Genomic DNA, 19,504 nt, shown 5'->3' on the forward strand with positions numbered 1-19,504 from the left:
CCTTTAGTATCCGGGCCATATGAGTCAAGCGCCAGGAAATGTATATTACCAATATCATAAGAATAATATGATTTGGTATGTGACGGAACGCCACCGGCTTCGCCTTCTGTAGGCATCGAAAAATTCTGGTAATAGGCAATTCTAAGTCTGTCGGTTGTGGCAGACCATTTAGCGTCATTATAATCATGGTTTCCGGGAACCGGGAACAGCGGGTATTTTTTCAGCAGGTAGTCCTCATAATTATTAAAGAATTTAGCCTGAAATTCGGCATCTGATCCATTGGTGTAGGCATTATCGCCCATTAATATCCAGGCATTTAAATAATTATCGCCAAGGTATTTAACAATCTGATCCCGTACGTTACGCTGGTTAATAGAGTTATTTCCGCAATCGCCAAAACCAGCTACCCTGATCAATGGTTGGCTGCCAACCTCAGGCAGGGTGTAGAAATAATTATTTTCATCGCCCTCAATAGTATTGGTCAGGTTACCTATGCTGTAGTAATATTTGGTATAGGGCTTTAAGCCAGAAATTTTAACAATGTGCTCAGATACCAGGGTAGAATCGCTTACCTGCATATCTAAATTTTGTTTATTCAAGCCGTAATGTACACGGCTTCTGTCATACACGCTGGTTCTCCACCTGATGGTCATACTGGTGGGCGTAGCTACCTGTAGGTAAGGTCCACGAAGTAAACCCAGTTCTGATGCAGGCACTGTTTTGCTTTGCTGCGCAAATACCAAGGCTGGCAAAGCGCATAAGAAGAGTAATAATAGTTTAGTTGTTTTCATATGATTGATAATTAATATGCTAAATGATCACGCCGCAGGCGTGTCTGTTAATGAGTTAATGAATTGAATTACCTGCTCGCTCTCCTGTTTTGTAAGATTTAGCGGCTTTGAGGGTAGCGTTTGCTCCGGTATGTTGATGCCTAATCCTGCTCCTCCACCCTTATTATAAAAGTCCATAACACTTTCCAGGGTCTTGAAAGCGCCATTGTGCATGTAAGGGCCGGTTTTTTGCGCGTTACGTACGGTTGGCGTTTTAAATGCCTGTCTGTAATATTTGATCCTGTACAGATCATAACGGCCCAGGTCATTGTCGGCAATAGGTTTGGTTAAATTATCAGTACGGGTGGTGCCTATAATTTCCAGCTCCGATACATTATAGAACGGCGGAGTTAATGAATTAAAATAAGGCACAAAATGACAAGTACCACACTGAGCCTTTCCCATAAATAAGTTAAAGCCTTTTATCTGGTCGGCAGTCATAGCACGTTCATCGCCATTCATGTACCGGTCAAGAGGGGAATTTAAAGGGTTCAAGCTGTTGACATATACAGCAACGGACAATGCTATATCATTAATATACTGCTTCGTGGTTTTACTATCAGGAAATAGATTTTTGAATGTAGCACTGTAGCGCGCAGCGCCTACAATATTTTTCACCAGCAGCTCCGGTTTACCGCCCATTTCAAGCGGATTAAATATCACTGTTTTTACTTGCTCTGAAAGATTGGCAGCCCGCCCGTCCCAAAACTGAAAATGCTGTTTTCCGGAGTATAATAAAGTTGGTGTATTCCTTTTCAATACGCTATCTGCCACCAACGACGCGCTTTTAACTTTACCATCATTAAAAAATTGTTCTGGACGATGGCATGTTGCGCAACTTACCTTACCGTTTCCCGAAAGCCCCGTATCAAAAAATATCCTTTTACCCAGGGCCATGATCTCAGTTTGATTTTTACGGACTGAAGTATCCATATTTTTCAGAAAGCCCCGGCTAAACATATTTGGCGCATTATAATCCAGATAAGCAGTAGTATTTAATTCAAGTTTTTCCTTTTTAATAAAAACGCTCAGCTGATGTTGCATCGGCAAGCCGTACTTTTTCAGGTATTCCATCCGGTTAAACGCATCAAACTGGTTATGAACTGAAAGGTAATCAATAGCCGATGTCAACGTTTGCTCAAGCCCCTTACCATCAACTGCGTTTTGCTTAAAATAGGGTTGCAATACCTGTAGCATAGCTTTATTGGCCTCTGCCGCTTCCAACATACCTGTTTTTAGTAAAGGTGCATCATAGCCGCTTATGTAAAGGGCATTGATCCTGATCATTTCAATACGAAGACTTTCCAACACCTGGCTGTCGGTAGCTTTGAAATTGTATAGTAAAGATTTCAAATCATTGGCCGATGTATAAACTGCATCTGCCTGGGCCAGCAGTTCGTTTTTATGCGCCGGTACGTTATCATCATATAACAGGGCCTCTATCTGCTGCAAACCCATAGGTTCAACCAGTTCAAGCTCCGGTTCTTCCACCTCATATTTCGGTGGGGCGTTGTAAATGGCTGTTTCGCTCGGGAAAAAGTAGGAGGTAAAAAAAGCGAGTCGTTTATACTGCAAGCGGCATTGTTTTAAACACTCCCGGGCACGAATAACACTCGATGTATCCTTACCGATTAATTTTACAGACCCATACAGATCCTTAACCGAAGCACTGAACAATATTGTATGCTGATTAAAAATGTTCACGGCATTTGTTGCTCCAATATCACTCTCAGGCATAAATGACGAAAACATGATGACTCCGGCAATAACGCTGAATAAAAATATGGCGAGTCTTTTCTTCAATGGTTCGGATATTTATAACAGGCCAAGCTATGCCCGGCCTGTTACTTTTGAGTTTAGTAAACATTAATTTTTACACCAAGCGTTGCTGTAGCGCCGGTATATAATGATGAATAAGTGTATTGTGATTGATACTGGTACTTTCTTTGTGCCTGGTTAAGTAAGTTATTACCCGATGCATAAATAACCAATTTTGGTGTAAGGAAAAAGTTAATATTGGCATCCAGATAGTTCACCTGGTCGTAATAAATATCTTCCTTATTGAAATTACCAATTACAGTTATAAACGATGAGGTATGATTGTAGGAAACACGGGCGTTGAAACGCTTAACTTCATAAGCTAATGATAAGTTCAATATATCTTTTGCCGTTCCGGGCAGCTTAGGCTGATCTTTTTTATTAAAGATAAAGTTATGCGTGTAATTACTATAAATACTGAAATTGCTTAACGGTTTTGGTAAAAAGGTAAGGTTTCGTTGAAAGGCAAGCTCTACACCCAGCAAATTAGCTACCCCGGCGTTGCCCGGCCTCACGCGTTCAAGCAAGCCATTCTCTTCCGAAAGCTTATCATAGTTATCCTTATAATCTACTAATGATTCAGGGTCAGCACCTGCGTCAATTAATGATTGTGGCGATTGTACAAACTGTTTCACGTCATTAAACGGCACTTTATCGCGCAAGTCAACCCGGTAGCGGGATATGTTTTTGAAATATAGGCCTGCCGAAATTAACCCGGCGTTGCCCGTGTAAAACTCGCCCATCAAATCGAGGTTGTTTGACAGCGTGGGCTTAACATCAGGGTTACCCTCGCTTATTTCCTGATCTTCAATATTGATACTCTTATAAGGTGATATATCCTTATAGTTTGGCCGTGATATGGTGCGTGTATACGCAAACCTGAAAACCTTATCTTTTGATGGCGTATATTTCATCAGGAAAGCGGGCATAAAATTCAGGAAATGTTTTTCAATATGAACAGGCACGGGTGTAAGCTCCAGATCTTCGTTAAAACTATAACCAGAATAGCTCACCATACTTCTTTCAAATCTGCCACCGGCAATAAGGGATAGCTTATCGCCAAAGTTTTGCGTACTCATGAGGTAGCCGGCCGCAATACCCTCATCGCCGTTGTAATTGTTGGCCAATACGTCCTGCATTACCTCCCGTACCACAAAATCCTTGGTATTACCGAAATAACTGGTGTTTAGGTGCGATACCCATTCTGAGCTGGCTGCGTTACCCACATTGTATTCGGCATTGCCCAAATGCAGATCATTACTAATGTTGTGCAGGTTAGAGCCAAAGCCCTGCCAGAAATCATGCCATCCTAAATAATCAAGTGGGTTAAAAGGTTTGCCGGAGGCTACTTTAGCATCGTACTCCGCCTTTACCGATGGATCAATATTTGGCAGCCACGCTACTTCGGCCAGGGTTGTGTTTGATTTGCTCATGCCGCGATATTTACCACCAAACTTTAACGTGTTGGCAAACTTACCGCCGCTAACCGGCAGAGTAAAATCCAGCTGGCCCATATATTGGGTTGTTTTAGCGCGGGCATCAGTACCGGTAAAATTGTCCATATACCAGGTATCAATAGAATCAGCATGGATAGATGACTTTTTGGCCAGGTTGCTCAGGATGTTATCTATCTCAAATCCGTTGTTAGCCTTTACATACCGCGGATCGGTGTAATCCATCTGTACCGATTTTTCGTTTTCACTTTCCAGTTCAAGCTCGCGGCGGTTGGGTGTATTTTGAACATTCTGCAAAAAAGTACCTTTCCAGTTAATTTTTACCTTGCCAATAATATGCTCGCCCTCTAAGCCAAAGTTCATGATCTTTTGCTCAACATAAGCCGCATTTCGGTCGTTCAGACCGCCCTCAATGTGGCGTTCTAGCTCCGGCTGAAATATCGGGTGCATCGGGTCGTTATTCATATTCAGGTAACCCTGGCCCGTTGCATCATCAATATAATCGTTATTCTTATCGGTAATTTTCTTCTTCACGCCTTCCCAACCTGCGGCCCTCTGCCAGTTTTTAGGATAGCCGCCACCAATATCATCAACCTTTAGGGTAGATATCTGCCGCCAGTCTTTATAGTTATTGTATATACCGGTAAATACAAACGTGTTTTTAGGGTTCAGTTTCAGATCAAGACCAACGGTGTAACTTTGACGGATCCTTTCCAGCTTGTTTTGTATCATATTCAGATACTGGGGCATAAAATACGTTTGGTTATTTACCCATTTTACATCAGACCACTCGCTGCCATGTGACGAAGAACCCAAAAACTGGCGGTAATACGAGGCAGATGCCATAACACCCAATTTTTTATCCTTGAGAAAGCGGTCGCCGTAAACAAAGTTGCCATTATAGGTAGGCTTTTGTACAATTACACTGTAACCCGAACCTAAAGTGAATGACAGTAACCTGGAATAAGGAGCTTTTCGTGTAATTAAATTTACCACTCCCCCTATCGCGTCACCATCCATATCCGGGGTGATGGCCTTAGTTACTTCAACAGTTTGTACCATATCTGCAGGTATGGCGCTAACGCTCACAGAGCGGTCGTTGCCCGTTCCAGGGATGCTGGTACCGTTAATGTTGATGGTGCTTTTAGATGGATCGGTACCCCGTATACTCACCAATGATGCCTCGCCCTCATCCAACTGTACATAAATACCGGGAATGCGTTTCAACGCGTCGCCGATGTTGGGATCCGGGAAGCGCCCTATCTGATCGGCTGATATCACGTTTACAATCCTGTCGGAGTTTTTTTGCTGATTAAGCGCTTTTAGGGTCGAACTCATTTGCCCTGAGACAACCACTTCAGAAATTTTACCATTGGAGGCCAGTTTCAACTTAAAGTCGATAGTAACCGCTTTTTTCTCCATAGTAATGCTTTTAGTTTGCGTTTCGTAACCGATGTACGATACCGTTAATTCAAATGTGCCCTGCGGAACGCTCACCAGTTTAAAGCTACCGCTTTCGTCTGTAACCGCGGCTTTTTTCAATGTGCCTATTTTTACCGTGGCACCCGGCAATGATAAGCCTCCCTCATCCACTACCCGGCCGGAAACCAGGTTTTGTGCCATCAATGCAGCAGGAAGCATCAATAATGTTATTAAAATACATAAGTAGAGCCTTTTCATGTTGGTTCTTTGTTTTGTAGAGGTTTAATTTTTTGTGACAGCTTATTTTTTGTATTCGTGGTCATCGCGCTTTTTGACCTGCTTTCCGGAAAACGGCGCAAAGGTTAGGATGAAAATGAAACTGCACAAATAAGGGCCGTTACAAAACGGCAACAAGGCCTTTAGGGGTGTATACAGATCGTATACAACAGGAATAAACAATAATTAACTAATTAAAAATCAATAAATTAAATAAACAACACAGGCCATTATATTTATGTTAACCTTCTGTTATTTATCTGCGATAGTGGATTTTAATAATATTATAGCTGCTGGATGAAATTCGTCAAAGTTCCGCCTTCCGGGATTTGGAGTTTTTGGCGTAACCTGTATTTGGTAGTTCTTAAACTATCCTGCGAAATACCGATCATCGTGGCGATATCTGCCGAGCCCAGGTTCATTTTCAACAAGGCTACCAAACGCATATCCGCGGCTGTAAGGTTACAAGCATGCTTTTTCAGGTTATCAAAAAAATTCTGGTGTACCTTTTCAAAAATGATCCTGAAATCATTCCAGCTTTTATCCTGGTTGTTACTCATATCAATCGAATCAATGACTTCCTTAATAGCAGTCCGCTGATCTCTCTTCCCGTTCTTCACTATAGCATTCAACTGTGATTTTAAATTATCCAACTGCTGATTTTTTTGAATAATATGCAGGGTATGCGTGGTAAGCTCTTTACTTTTTATCTCCAATTCTTCATTCAAACTTTTTTCCTGCAATCTTTTATTCTCCAGTTCTATCTGCATGTAGCCTTTTTGGGTTTCAAGAATTATTTTTTCGTCGCGGTTTTTTAACTGCTGTTTACTATAATAACTTAAACCCAACAGGCAAAACAGTAATAAAACCAACACGGTTAAACTGGCCAATATGATGTTCACCTTTTTTTCCTCTTTTAACTGCGCTACTTCATGGTCTTTTTTCTCCACTTCAAACAGGGTTTGCAACAGATTGATCTGCTTGCTGCTTTCCTCCTTAAAGGTTTCATGATAGGTCTTACTGCTGCACTCACTGTAATAATAAGCGCTATCCAGGTTTCCCATGAGCTTATAGGTTTTAGCCAGATCATCATAGGCACTTAAAACAAGGCGTTTAAATTTTAAATGCTCGGCCAGGTTTTTAGCCTCCATAGTGGTTTGAACGGCTACTGCTAAACTTCCCGTTTTACGATATATATCGCCTATATTATTGATGATACCTATTTGCGCCGCCCGGTTGTTTAAAGTCTGCTCAATGCTGAGCGCACGTTTAAAATAATCAAGCGCAGTTGCATACTGTTTACGGATCTCGTATATCTCGCCAATGTTTTCGTAAACCCGGGCAATCCCGCTACTGTCTTTAATGGTTAAGTACGCCTGCAGGGCCATCGTTTGATAATGATAACTGATATCACTTGAACGGCGATTAACATACTGCTCACCAAGTAAGCTGTAAGTTTGGGCAATCCCCTTATTATCGGCATATTTTTGAAAAATCTTCAGCGCTTCCTCATACATGCCCGTAGCTTTTTCTTTTAAGCGGGCCGAGCTATACGTGCGACCTATGTAATTTAGGTTTTGCGCCAACGGCCGTTGGTCTTCTTCTTTTGCGAATATTCTGTTTGCCTTTATAAAAAAAGCCAGCGCCTGCGCGTAGGCACTTTGATTATGCAGTATGCGGCCAAGCTGCTGGTAGCAAATAGCCAGCGAATGCTCATGCTCTTTGCCTGAAAATTTTATCCGGAGTTCCTGTATCAGTACAAAAGCCGAATCAGGATTGGTTAATAAAAGCCTTTCTGTATATGCTAAAGAGGGCATTGTATTGATTTCAGTATTTGCGTTGGCCCGGCAGGTTAACAATAAAAACAGGGAAATAAAGGGCAGGCAAAAGATGCAGATCTTTGATATTTTGAAAGAGAACAACATGTGAATTGATTAATGCGATAAACCAAAAACTAATAGCAGAATTGAATTTTAAAGATTAACAAAAACACATTTACATAGTATTATCATACAAAAAACCATTTGTTAACAAATGGTTTTTTTAAAGCCCGCCACTTATGCCGGAGCGGCATTTTATTCCATTAGGTTTTATTTAGGTAGTCATCAGCTCCCGTATTTCGGCATAACCATCAAATTCATACACCGGGAACGATCGCATTATAGCCACAGCATTATTCAAATTAATAGCCTTGAGTAAAATATAACCTCCCACAATTTCGGTTCCTACACGGTGTATTTCATTTACTATCAAAGCATCCTTACCTTTAATCTGCTTGCCTTTTAAGCTTAAGGCACTTCCGCCGGTTATATTACCGGTTTGAATATGTTTCTGAAACCACTCGCCCATGCGCTGCCTGTGGGCTTTTACCTCAAATTCATCATGGACATTCAGCCTGCCATCGGGCTCTCTTAAAATTATTAAAAAGTCTTTCATTGTTAAAATAACTAAATCCAAACAAAATTATAATGAAAATATTATATTTACAACGAAATCATAATAAATCATGAAGCCTATAGTACAACTAATTGATGCCTGGGATGAGTTTACAGCGCAAAAGACCAATGCATACACTGTGGATGAGTTTTGTGAATTTTATTTGAATAAAAGAACAAACATTAGTCCTCCTGCACCCTCGCCCAGCCTTGATCATGAACTTGCAAAAGTTATTGGCCGGCTGGGATCAATTCAAAAAACCTATTCAAAAATTGCTTTTAAACAACTCCCGGGAATTGAATTAGAATGGTATTTTTTATTGCATACAGTAAAAAACGCAGGCGAGATCAGGAAAACAGATGTGATTAGTTTTAACCTGCTCTTAGAGCCTACCACCTGCATCGATATTCTTAACCGGATGATAAAGGCCGGTTTATTAAACGAAAGGATTGATCCCGCCGATAAAAGGGCACGCCTGTTAACCGTTACAGATCAGGGTGAATCATTATTAAACCAACTGCAAAAACTTGTTGGCGAAACCAATACCATGTTATACGGACACCTTGATGAGAAAGACAAAACATCCCTGATCAAAGTACTGAAAGATGTAGAAGCAACACACGCCACACGTTTGCCGGAAATAGTTAGAAAAAAACGCTGAGGCTTTACCGCCAAAAATCTGGTGTTTACCGATTTACCATGCTGTTTAACCCATTTGTGATTGTCGGGCTGATAGCACTCTCATAGTTTTGGCGGCATGAAAACTAAAAAAATATTGATTTCGGGTGCCAGCGTTGCCGGGCCTGCGCTGGCCTTTTGGCTTAACCGTTACGGATTTGAGGTAACCATTGTAGAGCGCGCGCCGGGCATTCGTGAAGGTGGTTATGCCATTGATTTCCGCGGGCCCGCCATGCAGGTTTTAGAACAGATGGATATGATAGAAGCCATCAAGAAGTTTGAAACCCGCGCTGGTAAGATCACTATTGTAGATAAAAACAATCAAAAACTGGCCAGTATGCCCGATGGATTTACCAGCGGCGAACTCGAAATATTACGGGGCGATTTGGCAAACGTTTTTTACGAGGCCACCAAAAATGATACGGAATACCTTTTTAATGATAGTATAACAGCCTTACAGGAAGATTCAGCAGGCATAACCGTCAGCTTTAACAGTGGCCTGGTAAGGCAGTTTGATCTGGTAGTGGGTGCAGATGGCTTGCACTCCAATGTACGTGCACTGGCCTTTGGCCCCGAATCTCAGTTCATGCACCATCTGGGTATTTACTTCGCCATATTTAGTACACCCAATTTTATGCAGCTGCAGGATATGGCTGGTTTGTATTATGGCACACTGGGTAAACGTGTAGGGCTATTTAGTGCCAAGCAAGATACCGAGGCAAGGGCCAGTTTTTACTTCGCATCGCCGGAGCTCAAATATAATTATCGCGATATTGATGAGCAAAAGGAGATGATCCGCGAGCGTTTTAAAAATGAAGGATGGCAGGTGCCGCAGCTGTTGGATCTGATGAACCAGGCCACGGATTTTTACTTTGACTCGGTTAGCCAGATACGTATGGACCGCTGGTTTAAAGGGCGGGTTGTATTATTAGGCGATGCCGGATATTGCGCCTCGCCCATGTCGGGCATGGGTACCAGTATGGCGGTTATTGGCGCTTATATTTTAGCCGGCGAATTGAAAACTGCCGCTGACAATCACGCTGCGGCATTTAGTAACTACGAAACGCAGATGCGGCCCCTGGTAACCGCTTGCCAGAAACTGGCCGAAGGCGCCGAGTGGTTTGTACCACAAACCAAATTTAAACTCTGGATGAGCCGGCAGATATGGAAGATATTACCTCACACTCCCTGGAAAAACATGATGATAGAAATGCCGACAAAAGCGGCTAATACAATCAGCCCAAAAGTTTATGCATAATTTTATTATGTGCAACAACACGTAACAAAAATAAATACTTGTGCGTCTTAAACATCTATGAAAGCTATGGAAAATCTACCTGTACTCATTATTGGTGCCGGGCCTACCGGTCTTACTCTGGCCTGTGAGCTGGCCCGCAGAAACATCTCCGTACGAATTATTGAAAGATCTGTAGAATACCCCAAAGGTTCAAGAGCCAAAGGCCTGCAACCACGCAGCCTGGAGGTTATGGATGACCTGGGTATTGCCAACGACCTGCTTGAAGCCGGAACTACTGATTTGATTTTCAGGAGATATAATGGCAACCAGTTATTGGGTGATGTTAAACGCGAGGTTTTTCAGCGATCTGATACCCGGTACCTTCAAGGGGCTATACTGCCGCAATGGAAGGTAGAAGAGGTTTTAAGAGCTAAACTGCAAACCCTGGGTATTAAAGTGGAGTTGGGAACCGAATTAATTGATTTTTCACAAACCGGCGAACAGGTAACCGCTGTGTTAAAAACTATTCAGGGCCAACAGGAAGTTAACTGCGCTTACATGGTAGGTTGCGACGGTGGCAAAAGCGGCGTACGCAAGGCGCTGGGTATTAAATTTGACGGCGAAACTCATGAAGATGAACGCGCCTTTGTTGGCGATGTACAGGTAGATGGATTAACGCCCGATGCCTGGCACATATGGCTGCACCCGGAAGTTGGCTTTGGCTTCGCTTTATGCCCATTTAAATGTACCGATAGCTGGCAGGTACAAACTATTGCCCTGCCCAATGCTGATGGCACATTGGCCGAACCCGGACTGGAAACTTTCAGGCGTCTTTTTGCCGAACGAACCGGCATGGAAGGTGTAACACTAAAAAATGCCACCTGGGCATCTCTTTACAGGGTTAATGTTCGCATGGCCGACCATTTCCGTTCCGGGCGGGTTTTTATTGCCGGCGATGCAGCACATGCGCACTCTATAGCAGGTGGCCTGGGCATGAACACCGGTATTCAGGATGCTTACAACCTGGGATGGAAACTGGCCGCGGTATTAACTAACCAGGCCGATGAGCAACTGCTTGACACCTACGAAGAAGAACGCCTTCCCATCGCTGCCTGGACACTGAATATCAGTTCTGAACGCCAAAAAATGATGACCGACTCATTAAAAAACAGCGATGGAGGCCTGCATACCATAGGTACAAAAGATACAACCCAACTGAATCTGAATTATCGTTACAGCTCATTGAGCAGTAACCTTATTCAGGAGCCTAATGGTTTACAGGCAGGCGACCGTGCCCCAGATGAGTTACTGGCTGACGGGCGTTGGTTATTTGACCTGTACCGAGGTACCCATTTTACGATACTAAGATTTGGCCCGGCCGATGGATTAAATGAACGCCTAATTGCTCATCCTGGTGACCAGGTAAAAGCATTTGACCTTAATGAGCAGGTATCGGAATTGTTTGGTAGCTCGGCCAATGCCTACATCATCCGGCCTGATGGTTACATTGGCCTGATTGTATCCCGAACTGATGAGGCGGCTATCAACATCTATTTGCAAAAATTTATAAATCCGGCTGTTTAAAAAAGGAGACCGATTCGGAACCAGTCTTCCAGTACAATTCAGTTGGTGTGATTAAATACTCACCAACTGGTTTTTTATTTTCTTTAATGTTTTTTTAACAATTGCCGGATAGATCAGACTTGAGCAGATCAAAAAAGTAATTGTTGTTTTTTCCATTTCATGATTTTATTGCTTAATAAGCATGAATTTCAGCAAATGATATTTTTTTAATTAAAGAAATTCAACCAAATCAACCATTCACTCAATCTATTCATATTCACGTCATTTTTCCCCTCACCAAAGATAAAAAGGTTGACTTTGTCAACCTTTTTATCTTATTTTGCTCCATACTAAAAAGGAAGCCTGCTATGGGCCTGGCAGCTTTTAAATAGTAATAGTTGACATATATAACAGAAATTAAAAAACATGAATAGCATTGTTAAACCAAACTTATTGGACATTACCCTAAGAAACACATTATTACCCGGCGATTTGGGATATATTGCCTATGTACATGGCGACTTGTACGCAAAAGAATGCGGATATGGATTAAATTTTGAAGCCTATGTGCTTAAAGGGCTAAATGATTTTGCCCGTGAATATGATGCACTTAAAGATAAAGTATGGATATGTGAACATGACAATAAAATTGTAGGTTTTCTGGTTGCGCAACATCGGGATAATACCATGCAATTGCGCTATTTTATTTTTTTGCCGGAATATAGGGGTATTGGTTTGGGAAAAAAACTAATGAACGAATTTATTGCCTTTATGCGGGCTACAGGTACTCAGTGCGCTTACTTATGGACTACAAACGAACAATATTCGGCAATTACGTTGTATGAGAGGTACGGATTTAAACTTACCGAAGAAAAGCCTTCAAATTCCTTTGATAAAGAACTTATTGAAAGAAAATATGAGCTTGTTTTAACTAACTAATCACTTATTATGTATACCTGCAAAAGAACACACGAAATAAGGGCTTTTAACCGATTTTATACAGACCTGCTTGGCTTATTGGATACTCACTTGTTAGAAAGTGAGTATTCACTTGCCGAAGCACGTATACTTTATGAAATTTTCACAGGCCGTGAGATAAGCGCATCAGATATTATACAAAAACTGAAGGTTGATAAGGGTTACCTGAGCCGTATCCTTAAAAAATTAGAAAAACAGGAGTTAATTACTAAAAAGTTATCCAAGGGCGATGCTCGTGTTACTTTGATTTCTCTTACTGGCGATGGGGTAGAAGTTTTTCATCAGCTCAATAATGCTTCTGACAAGCAAATAGGTGCTCTGATCACAGAAATGAATATAACTCAGCTGGATGATCTTATTAATCATATGAACGCCATAATGACCCTTTTACAAAAATCACGCGATTAAATTATGTGATGAACAACTAATCACTTGTAACTATTCCGGGTATATTTTTTTTCGATCCCCAACTTTTTCATTCGCGAGTTAAGAGTTGATGGGTTAAGCTCCAAAAGGCCGGCAGCACCATCCTGGCCGTATATTTTCCAGTTGCATCTTTCCAATGCCGACAAAATATGATCCCGCTCGTTTTCCATCATAGATTTGATGCGTTCTAACGGAACTATAGCTGAAGTTTGATACTGCCCGGGTAATTTTAAAGAATTTATGATAGGGCCATCGGTAAGCAAAACACTCCTGGCCATCAGATTTTCAAGTTCTCTTATATTACCGGGCCAGTTATAGTTAAGCATCGATTGTATCACATGGTCGGCTACCCCTATTACCGCTTTATTCTCTTTGCGGGCATAAATATTAACAAAGTGGTTGGCTAAGGTTGCGATATCTTCTTTACGTTCGCGTAATGGCGGTAAGGTAATCGGGAAAACATTTAAACGGTAATAAAGGTCTAACCTGAAGTGGCCCATTGAAATCTCTTTTTCCAAATTGCGGTTAGTAGCTGCGATGATCCTGACATTCACCTTCCTTTTCAGCCCGCCTATGGGCTCTACTTCCTTTTCCTGCAAAACCCTGAGTAACTTAACCTGTAACTCCAGTGGTAAGTCACCAATTTCATCCAGGAAAACAGTGCCTTCATTCCCTTGTTCAAACTTTCCTATTCTTTTATCTATAGCCCCTGTAAAAGAACCTTTTTCATGACCAAACAATTCCGATTCAATCAGGTTGGCGGGCAATGCGGCACAATTTACGGCTATAAAAGGTTTTGATTTTCGTGAAGATATGCGATGAAGGCTTTGCGCTACCAGTTCCTTTCCTGTTCCGCTTTCACCTAATAGCAGCACTGATATATCTGATGTTCCTACAATCCTGATGTTATCCAATACATCACGAATACTTTTAGCATCGCCTATAATGCCCTTAAATTCATCTTCTGCTGTAAGCACCTTAGTATTCATACATACCTCCTTGCTGCAGATAAATTTCATCTTCACAATTGCTTAAAAAAGTGTATTTGACTAAATTAATAATGCTTTTACTTATAATCGGTTTTGAGAATTTAGCATATGTTACCGGCGCCATGACAGATGGCTTCGTTAAAATAAACATTATAAAAGTGGGGCTTCTTTTCATAATATTATAAATACTGTAAATCAAATATCCCAACCTACCCTGTTCTTCAAAGTATGATTATAAACATTTAAATCATCACAAATAATATCAAAGAAACAGTTTATTGTTGAGCTATAAACTGTGCTGGTTTAACAGCGTATCAAACCATGTTTAAATTTATCATTTTTTTTTAGAATTAACTAAGCTTCAGCGTTTTTTCATGTAAAAAGCACAATTTATTTGTTCCCTCCCTCGACATTTCAAGGTCAATTTTCAGGATTTATGATATATGAAGAATCCGACAATCTCAAGTTAATATAAATCACTAATAATCAAATGATTACAAATGGCATAAAAATAGGTTGGCAAAAGCAAAATGGGCAATAACTAAACCGTTAAAAAATGAAAAAGACCAACACAATACTTGCAAGTATCATTATTGTAAGTGCCATTGTAATGCAAGGCAATTTAAGTAATGCGCAAACCGGATCGGCCACGGCAAATGAAGCGATCCGCCCTTTTCAGGTGAATATTCCAAAAGAAAAACTTGATGATCTTAAGCGTCGCATTTTAGCAACCCAGTGGCCCGAGCGTGAAACTGTTAATGATCAATCGCAGGGTGTACAGCTTGCTACCATGCAGGCTCTGGCAACTTATTGGGCAAAAGATTACGACTGGAGCAAATGTGAGGCGAAACTAAAAGCTCTGCCACAATTCATTACCAATATTGATGGTCTTGATATTCACTTCATCCATGTTCGCTCCAAACAAAAAAACGCGTTACCGATGATCATTACTCACGGCTGGCCCGGCTCCATCATTGAACAGCTAAAAATTATTGCCCCGCTTACTGACCCTACAGCCTATGGAGGAAAAGCAGAAGATGCCTTTGATGTTGTTATACCATCATTACCTGGTTATGGTTTTTCGGGCAAGCCAACCGCTACCGGCTGGGATCCTCAACGTATAGCACGGGCATGGATAGTGTTAATGAAGCGCCTCGGGTATAAACAGTTTGTAGCGCAGGGGGGCGACTGGGGTAACGCTGTTACTGAGCAAATGGCGCTGCAAGCTCCGCCGGAATTAATTGGCATTCATACCAATATGCCGGCCACCGTTCCTGCCGATGTGGCCAAGGCGCTGCAGTTTAATGATCCGCCGCCAGCAAACCTCACTGCCGATGAGAAACATGCATTTGATCAACTTGATTATTTTTATAAGCACGGCCTGGGCTATGCTAATGAGATGGCAAACCGGCCCCAAACCCTATATGCCATTCAGGATTCGCCTGTTGGCCTGGCTGCCTGGATGCTTGACCACGATGCGGCCAGCATGGCGCTTATTACACGTGTTTTTAACGGTCAGTCAGAAGGTTTAACTAAGGATGACATTCTGGACAATGTTACCCTTTACTGGTTAACAGGCACGGCCGTTTCTTCGGCACGTTTATATTGGGAAAGCAAGCTTGCCTTTTTTGCACCGAAGGGAATCACCATCCCGGTAGCTATAAGCGCCTTCCCCGATGAGCTTTATCAGGCTCCAAAAACTTGGGCCGAAAAAGCTTATCCTAAACTCATTCATTACAATAAGCTTGATAAAGGCGGACACTTTGCCGCCTGGGAACAGCCTAAAGAATTTGTAGATGAAATGCGGGCATCATTCAAAACCCTGCGAAAATAAAAAGGTTAACATCAACCTGCATCATATATAAAGTAAAATATGATGCAGGCTGCTCCATCAGCCTAACTATCCTTTACCATACTCCTAAAACAATCTTTGTTAAATAGTTACACCTTCATTTTTATGTGATGTACATCACGCTGCTAACCAAAAAACGCCCCCTAAATTTATTATGTAATTCAAACGCAAAAGAAAATGAAAACTCAAAAATTTGAAATTTTAAACACCCAAAGCACTATTGAATGGGTAGGTAAAAAAGTAACTGGCGCGCATCACGGCACCATCGCTATTAAAGAAGGTGAAATTGTTTTGAACAACGACCAGCTTACCGGTGGCACAATCGTTATTGACACAACGTCCATCAAAATACTGGATGTAACCGATCCTGAAACTAATGCTCAGTTTGCAGGCCATCTTGCTTCTGACGATTTCTTTTCGATTAATAAATTCCCTGAAGCTACCTATCAAATCACCACAGTTTCTGGTAACCACATTGAAGGCGACCTCACCATTAAAGGTATCACACATCCTGTTGGCTTTGATGCAGCTATCAATGTAAATGGTGATATGTTAACCGCAACCGGCAAACTGGTTGTTGACCGTACGCTGTACGAAATGAAATTTCGTTCAGGCAACTTCTTTAAAGATCTGGGCGATACCCTTATCTACAACAATTTTGAATTAAATATCAATGTAACCGCTAAAGCTGCCTAAAAACAACTTTAGATTAAAAACTAAGATCATGCCTTATATTAAAATAGAAGTAACCCGTGAAGGTGTTACTAGAGAACAAAAACAAACCATTATTAAAGGGGTAACCGACCTGATAAGTAATGTATTAAATAAAGATCCTCAATTAACCCATGTGGTGATACAGGAAATTGAACTGGACGACTGGGGCTTTGCCGGAGAACAGGTATCTGTGCTACGCGAAAAAGGCATAACCGCCGATAAAAAATAAACCCATGAAAAAGCAAACCATCATAGTTACCGGTGCCTCATCTGGCATCGGTAAAGAAATAGCCCGTCACTTTTTAGAAAAAGGGGACAATGTGGTGATCAATTCATCAAGTGCCGAAAAACTGGAAAAGGTTTACAAGGAATTGGGTGGCGGCGAAAACCTGGCTATGGTAGCCGGCAACGTAAAATATAAAAGTACCGGTGAGAAACTCTTAGCTATGGCCGTTGAAAAATTTGGTTCGGCAGATGTGCTGGTGAACAACGCGGGCATTTATGAAACTAAGCCATTTCTGGAAGTTGACGAAGCTTATCTTGACCAGTTTCTGAATACTAATTTAAAGGGTACTTTTTTCACTACTCAGGCCATCATTCCGCAAATGATCAAGCAGCACGATGGCGTGATCATCAACATAGGTACCCCATTGGTTAATCACGCACTTGGTGGCGCCCCATCTACCGCACCGCTTGCCTCAAAAGGAGCTATACACTCCCTTACCCTACAGTTGGCTGCCGAGTTTGGTAATGATAACATCAGGGTAAATACTATAGCTCCAGGCGTGATACGTACGCCAATGCATGGCAAAAACGCTGATGCCGGCGCTGGCCTGCACCTGCTTAACCGGGTAGGCGAAGTGGAAGATGTGGCAGAAATGGTGTACGCGGTTGCTAAAAGCAATTTTATCAACGGTGCTATAATCAATGTAGATGGCGGTATGGCCGCCGGTCATAACCTGAATTAATATGAAAACGCTTTTATTAACCGCTTTTTTGTCATGCGCAATGCTGGTATTAAAAGCACAACATACAACTAAAATGGAAACTACTCAGCAAGATTCAATAGCTATTACCCGTGTACTGGAAGATCATTATTTTAAAGGTATTTACGAGGGTGATATCGATATACTGAAAAATATTTATCATCCAGGCACTCTGGTACTCGGCGACATTAAAGGAGCACCCTATGCCAAAAGCCTGGAACAATACCTTGATGGTGTAAAAAACAGGCAAAGTGTAAAAGACTCCGGCAAACCATTTAAAGGCACTATCATCTCCATTGATGTGGTTAACTCTATCGCCGTTGCAAAGCTTCATGTAAAAATGTACGATTTTAATTACGATGAATTCCTGTCATTCCACAAAATTGATGGCCAGTGGTTGATCGTGAATAAAATGCTTACTGATGTAGCCAATCAATAAATTATCAGCCAATACCTTAATGTTATGAAAACTTCAAAAGTATGGTATGTAACCGGAGCATCCCGCGGATTAGGGTTAACTCTGGTAAAAACATTGCTTGATAATGGCTACCGTGTTGCCGCAACTTCCCGTGATGCACGCACGCTTAGGGAGGCTGTTGGGTTGATAGACAAAGATCGATTTTTACCGCTGGCGGTTGATTTGAATAATCCCGATTGCATTGATGAATCTGTACAGCAAACACTGGCAGCTTTCGGCAGGATAGATGTGGTAGTTAATAATGCCGGTTACGGAATGGCCGGAACGGTAGAAGAAATAGCAGAACAAGACATCACCAACATTTTTAAAGTTAATGTACTGGCAACCATAGAGGTTGTAAAGCGAATTTTGCCCGTAATGCGCAGCCAGAAATCGGGCTACATTATCAATATAGGTTCGGTAGCAGGCTTTGTTGGCGCGCCGGGCTGGGCTGTTTACTCGGCTACTAAGGCGGCTGTGGCCGCGTTTTCTGAGGTGCTGGCATTAGATGTTAAGGAGTTTAACATTAACGTAACTGTTGTTGAGCCCTCTGGCTTCAGAACCGGCTTTTTAACCAAAGATTCGCTGGCACTTACAGAAAGTAAAATTGAAGGTTACGAGGCTGTTAAAAACACGCAGGAACGCTATTTGGCAGCTGATGGCAAACAACCTGGCAGTCCGGAAAAAGCCTCGGAAATATTAATAGAACTTGCCGAAAGCGAGCAACCTCCGGTACATCTTTACCTGGGGCAAGATGCCTACAACCGGGCCTCAGAAAAATTAAAAACAATGACTGCCGAACTGGAACAATGGAAAGCAACCACCATATCGGCCGATTTTGAATGACACGATTAATTATTTAAATAAAACATATTCAAATAACGAATACAAACAATTTAAAATTAAAAACAATGGAACAAAGCAACACCAGCACTCCACAAGTGGATGCCCAAATTGGAAAAGTGATTTACACTGCAAAATCGCACACCACCGGCGGCCGAGATGGCGGCTCATCTATCAGTTCTGATGGTCGTTTAGACATTAAACTTAATGTTCCCGGCACTCCCGGCAACGGTACAAACCCCGAGCAATTGTTTGCCGCCGGTTGGTCGTCCTGTTATTTCAGTGCATTGCAATTAGCGGCAGGGCAAAGAAAAGTGAGGTTTCCGGCAGAGGCTTCTGTTGATGCAGAGGTTGACCTTCGCCTTGCACCAGAATATAATTACTCTATAGAGGTTCGTCTCAATGTGAGCCTGCCCGGAATGGACCGTGATATGGCCAGGGAAATTGCCGATGCCGGGCACCTGCTTTGTCCCTATTCAAAAGCAACACATGGCAACATCAAAGTTGAAACCAACTTGATTTAAACTAACAGTACACTCCTGACA

18 protein-coding genes are annotated in these 19,504 nt (G+C 41.9%); 12 read left to right on the forward strand and 6 right to left on the reverse strand.

Annotation, left to right across the window (positions count from 1 at the left end; all coding sequences use genetic code 11):
• The 5 genes from AAGC65_RS02545 to AAGC65_RS02565 all read right to left on the reverse strand — a co-directional run.
• On the reverse strand, window positions 1-791 hold a 791-nt coding region (locus AAGC65_RS02545), incomplete at its 3' end, for a metallophosphoesterase family protein (RefSeq protein WP_343110833.1).
• A 27-nt stretch (window positions 792-818) separates the two neighbouring features.
• Window positions 819-2,633 (reverse strand): cytochrome c peroxidase, encoded by a 1,815-nt coding sequence (locus AAGC65_RS02550; RefSeq protein WP_343110834.1) that lies wholly within the window; start codon window positions 2,631-2,633, stop codon window positions 819-821.
• A gap of 53 nt (window positions 2,634-2,686) precedes the next feature.
• A complete protein-coding gene (locus AAGC65_RS02555) occupies window positions 2,687-5,782 on the reverse strand; it encodes a TonB-dependent receptor (protein ID WP_343110835.1) in 3,096 nt (1,031 codons plus the stop codon).
• A gap of 302 nt (window positions 5,783-6,084) precedes the next feature.
• Window positions 6,085-7,617: a tetratricopeptide repeat protein gene (locus AAGC65_RS02560; protein WP_343110836.1), complete on the reverse strand. Its 1,533-nt coding sequence runs from the start codon at window positions 7,615-7,617 to the stop codon at window positions 6,085-6,087.
• A gap of 277 nt (window positions 7,618-7,894) precedes the next feature.
• Window positions 7,895-8,236 carry a hypothetical protein gene (locus AAGC65_RS02565; protein ID WP_343110837.1) on the reverse strand — a complete coding sequence of 114 codons (342 nt, stop codon included), beginning with the start codon at window positions 8,234-8,236 and terminating at the stop codon, window positions 7,895-7,897.
• A 70-nt stretch (window positions 8,237-8,306) separates the two neighbouring features.
• Here AAGC65_RS02565 and AAGC65_RS02570 point away from each other — a divergent pair, with 70 nt between their 5' ends.
• The 5 genes from AAGC65_RS02570 to AAGC65_RS02590 all read left to right on the forward strand — a co-directional run bounded on the left by AAGC65_RS02570 (window position 8,307) and on the right by AAGC65_RS02590 (window position 13,100).
• Window positions 8,307-8,897, forward strand: a complete 591-nt coding sequence (locus AAGC65_RS02570; protein ID WP_343110838.1) for a winged helix DNA-binding protein — start codon at window positions 8,307-8,309, stop codon at window positions 8,895-8,897.
• A gap of 96 nt (window positions 8,898-8,993) precedes the next feature.
• The gene (locus AAGC65_RS02575) at window positions 8,994-10,172 is read left to right on the forward strand and encodes an FAD-dependent monooxygenase (protein WP_343110839.1); all 1,179 of its coding nucleotides are present in this window, start codon (window positions 8,994-8,996) and stop codon (window positions 10,170-10,172) included.
• Between the two features lie 66 nt (window positions 10,173-10,238).
• Window positions 10,239-11,735, forward strand: a complete 1,497-nt coding sequence (locus AAGC65_RS02580; RefSeq protein ID WP_343110840.1) for an FAD-dependent monooxygenase — start codon at window positions 10,239-10,241, stop codon at window positions 11,733-11,735.
• 405 nt (window positions 11,736-12,140) lie between these two features.
• Window positions 12,141-12,653 (forward strand): GNAT family N-acetyltransferase, encoded by a 513-nt coding sequence (locus tag AAGC65_RS02585; protein WP_343110841.1) that lies wholly within the window; start codon window positions 12,141-12,143, stop codon window positions 12,651-12,653.
• A 9-nt stretch (window positions 12,654-12,662) separates the two neighbouring features.
• Window positions 12,663-13,100, forward strand: a complete 438-nt coding sequence (locus tag AAGC65_RS02590) for a MarR family transcriptional regulator (protein WP_343110842.1) — start codon at window positions 12,663-12,665, stop codon at window positions 13,098-13,100.
• Between the two features lie 20 nt (window positions 13,101-13,120).
• Here AAGC65_RS02590 and AAGC65_RS02595 read toward each other — a convergent pair whose 3' ends face one another.
• Window positions 13,121-14,137, reverse strand: coding sequence for a sigma-54 dependent transcriptional regulator (locus AAGC65_RS02595; RefSeq protein ID WP_343110843.1), 1,017 nt, complete (start codon window positions 14,135-14,137; stop codon window positions 13,121-13,123).
• Between the two features lie 526 nt (window positions 14,138-14,663).
• Here AAGC65_RS02595 and AAGC65_RS02600 point away from each other — a divergent pair.
• The 7 genes from AAGC65_RS02600 (at window position 14,664) to AAGC65_RS02630 (ending at window position 19,483) form a co-directional block, all read left to right on the forward strand.
• On the forward strand, window positions 14,664-15,941 hold the full coding sequence (locus AAGC65_RS02600) for an epoxide hydrolase family protein (RefSeq protein WP_343110844.1): 1,278 nt from the start codon (window positions 14,664-14,666) through the stop codon (window positions 15,939-15,941).
• A gap of 195 nt (window positions 15,942-16,136) precedes the next feature.
• Complete coding sequence (locus AAGC65_RS02605; protein WP_343110845.1) at window positions 16,137-16,655, forward strand: YceI family protein; 519 nt, start codon at window positions 16,137-16,139, stop codon at window positions 16,653-16,655.
• A 28-nt stretch (window positions 16,656-16,683) separates the two neighbouring features.
• Complete coding sequence (locus tag AAGC65_RS02610) at window positions 16,684-16,902, forward strand: 4-oxalocrotonate tautomerase family protein (protein ID WP_343110846.1); 219 nt, start codon at window positions 16,684-16,686, stop codon at window positions 16,900-16,902.
• A gap of 4 nt (window positions 16,903-16,906) precedes the next feature.
• Window positions 16,907-17,641 (forward strand): SDR family oxidoreductase, encoded by a 735-nt coding sequence (locus tag AAGC65_RS02615; protein ID WP_343110847.1) that lies wholly within the window; start codon window positions 16,907-16,909, stop codon window positions 17,639-17,641.
• A 1-nt stretch (window position 17,642) separates the two neighbouring features.
• Window positions 17,643-18,098: a nuclear transport factor 2 family protein gene (locus AAGC65_RS02620; RefSeq protein WP_343110848.1), complete on the forward strand. Its 456-nt coding sequence runs from the start codon at window positions 17,643-17,645 to the stop codon at window positions 18,096-18,098.
• Between the two features lie 24 nt (window positions 18,099-18,122).
• The gene (locus tag AAGC65_RS02625) at window positions 18,123-18,962 is read left to right on the forward strand and encodes an SDR family NAD(P)-dependent oxidoreductase (protein WP_343110849.1); all 840 of its coding nucleotides are present in this window, start codon (window positions 18,123-18,125) and stop codon (window positions 18,960-18,962) included.
• Window positions 18,963-19,027: 65 nt separating this feature from the next.
• Window positions 19,028-19,483 (forward strand): organic hydroperoxide resistance protein, encoded by a 456-nt coding sequence (locus AAGC65_RS02630; protein WP_343110850.1) that lies wholly within the window; start codon window positions 19,028-19,030, stop codon window positions 19,481-19,483.
• Window positions 19,484-19,504 lie beyond the last annotated feature (21 nt).

It is taken from the genome of Mucilaginibacter sp. (assembly GCF_039207105.1).
Taxonomy (GTDB): domain Bacteria; phylum Bacteroidota; class Bacteroidia; order Sphingobacteriales; family Sphingobacteriaceae; genus Mucilaginibacter.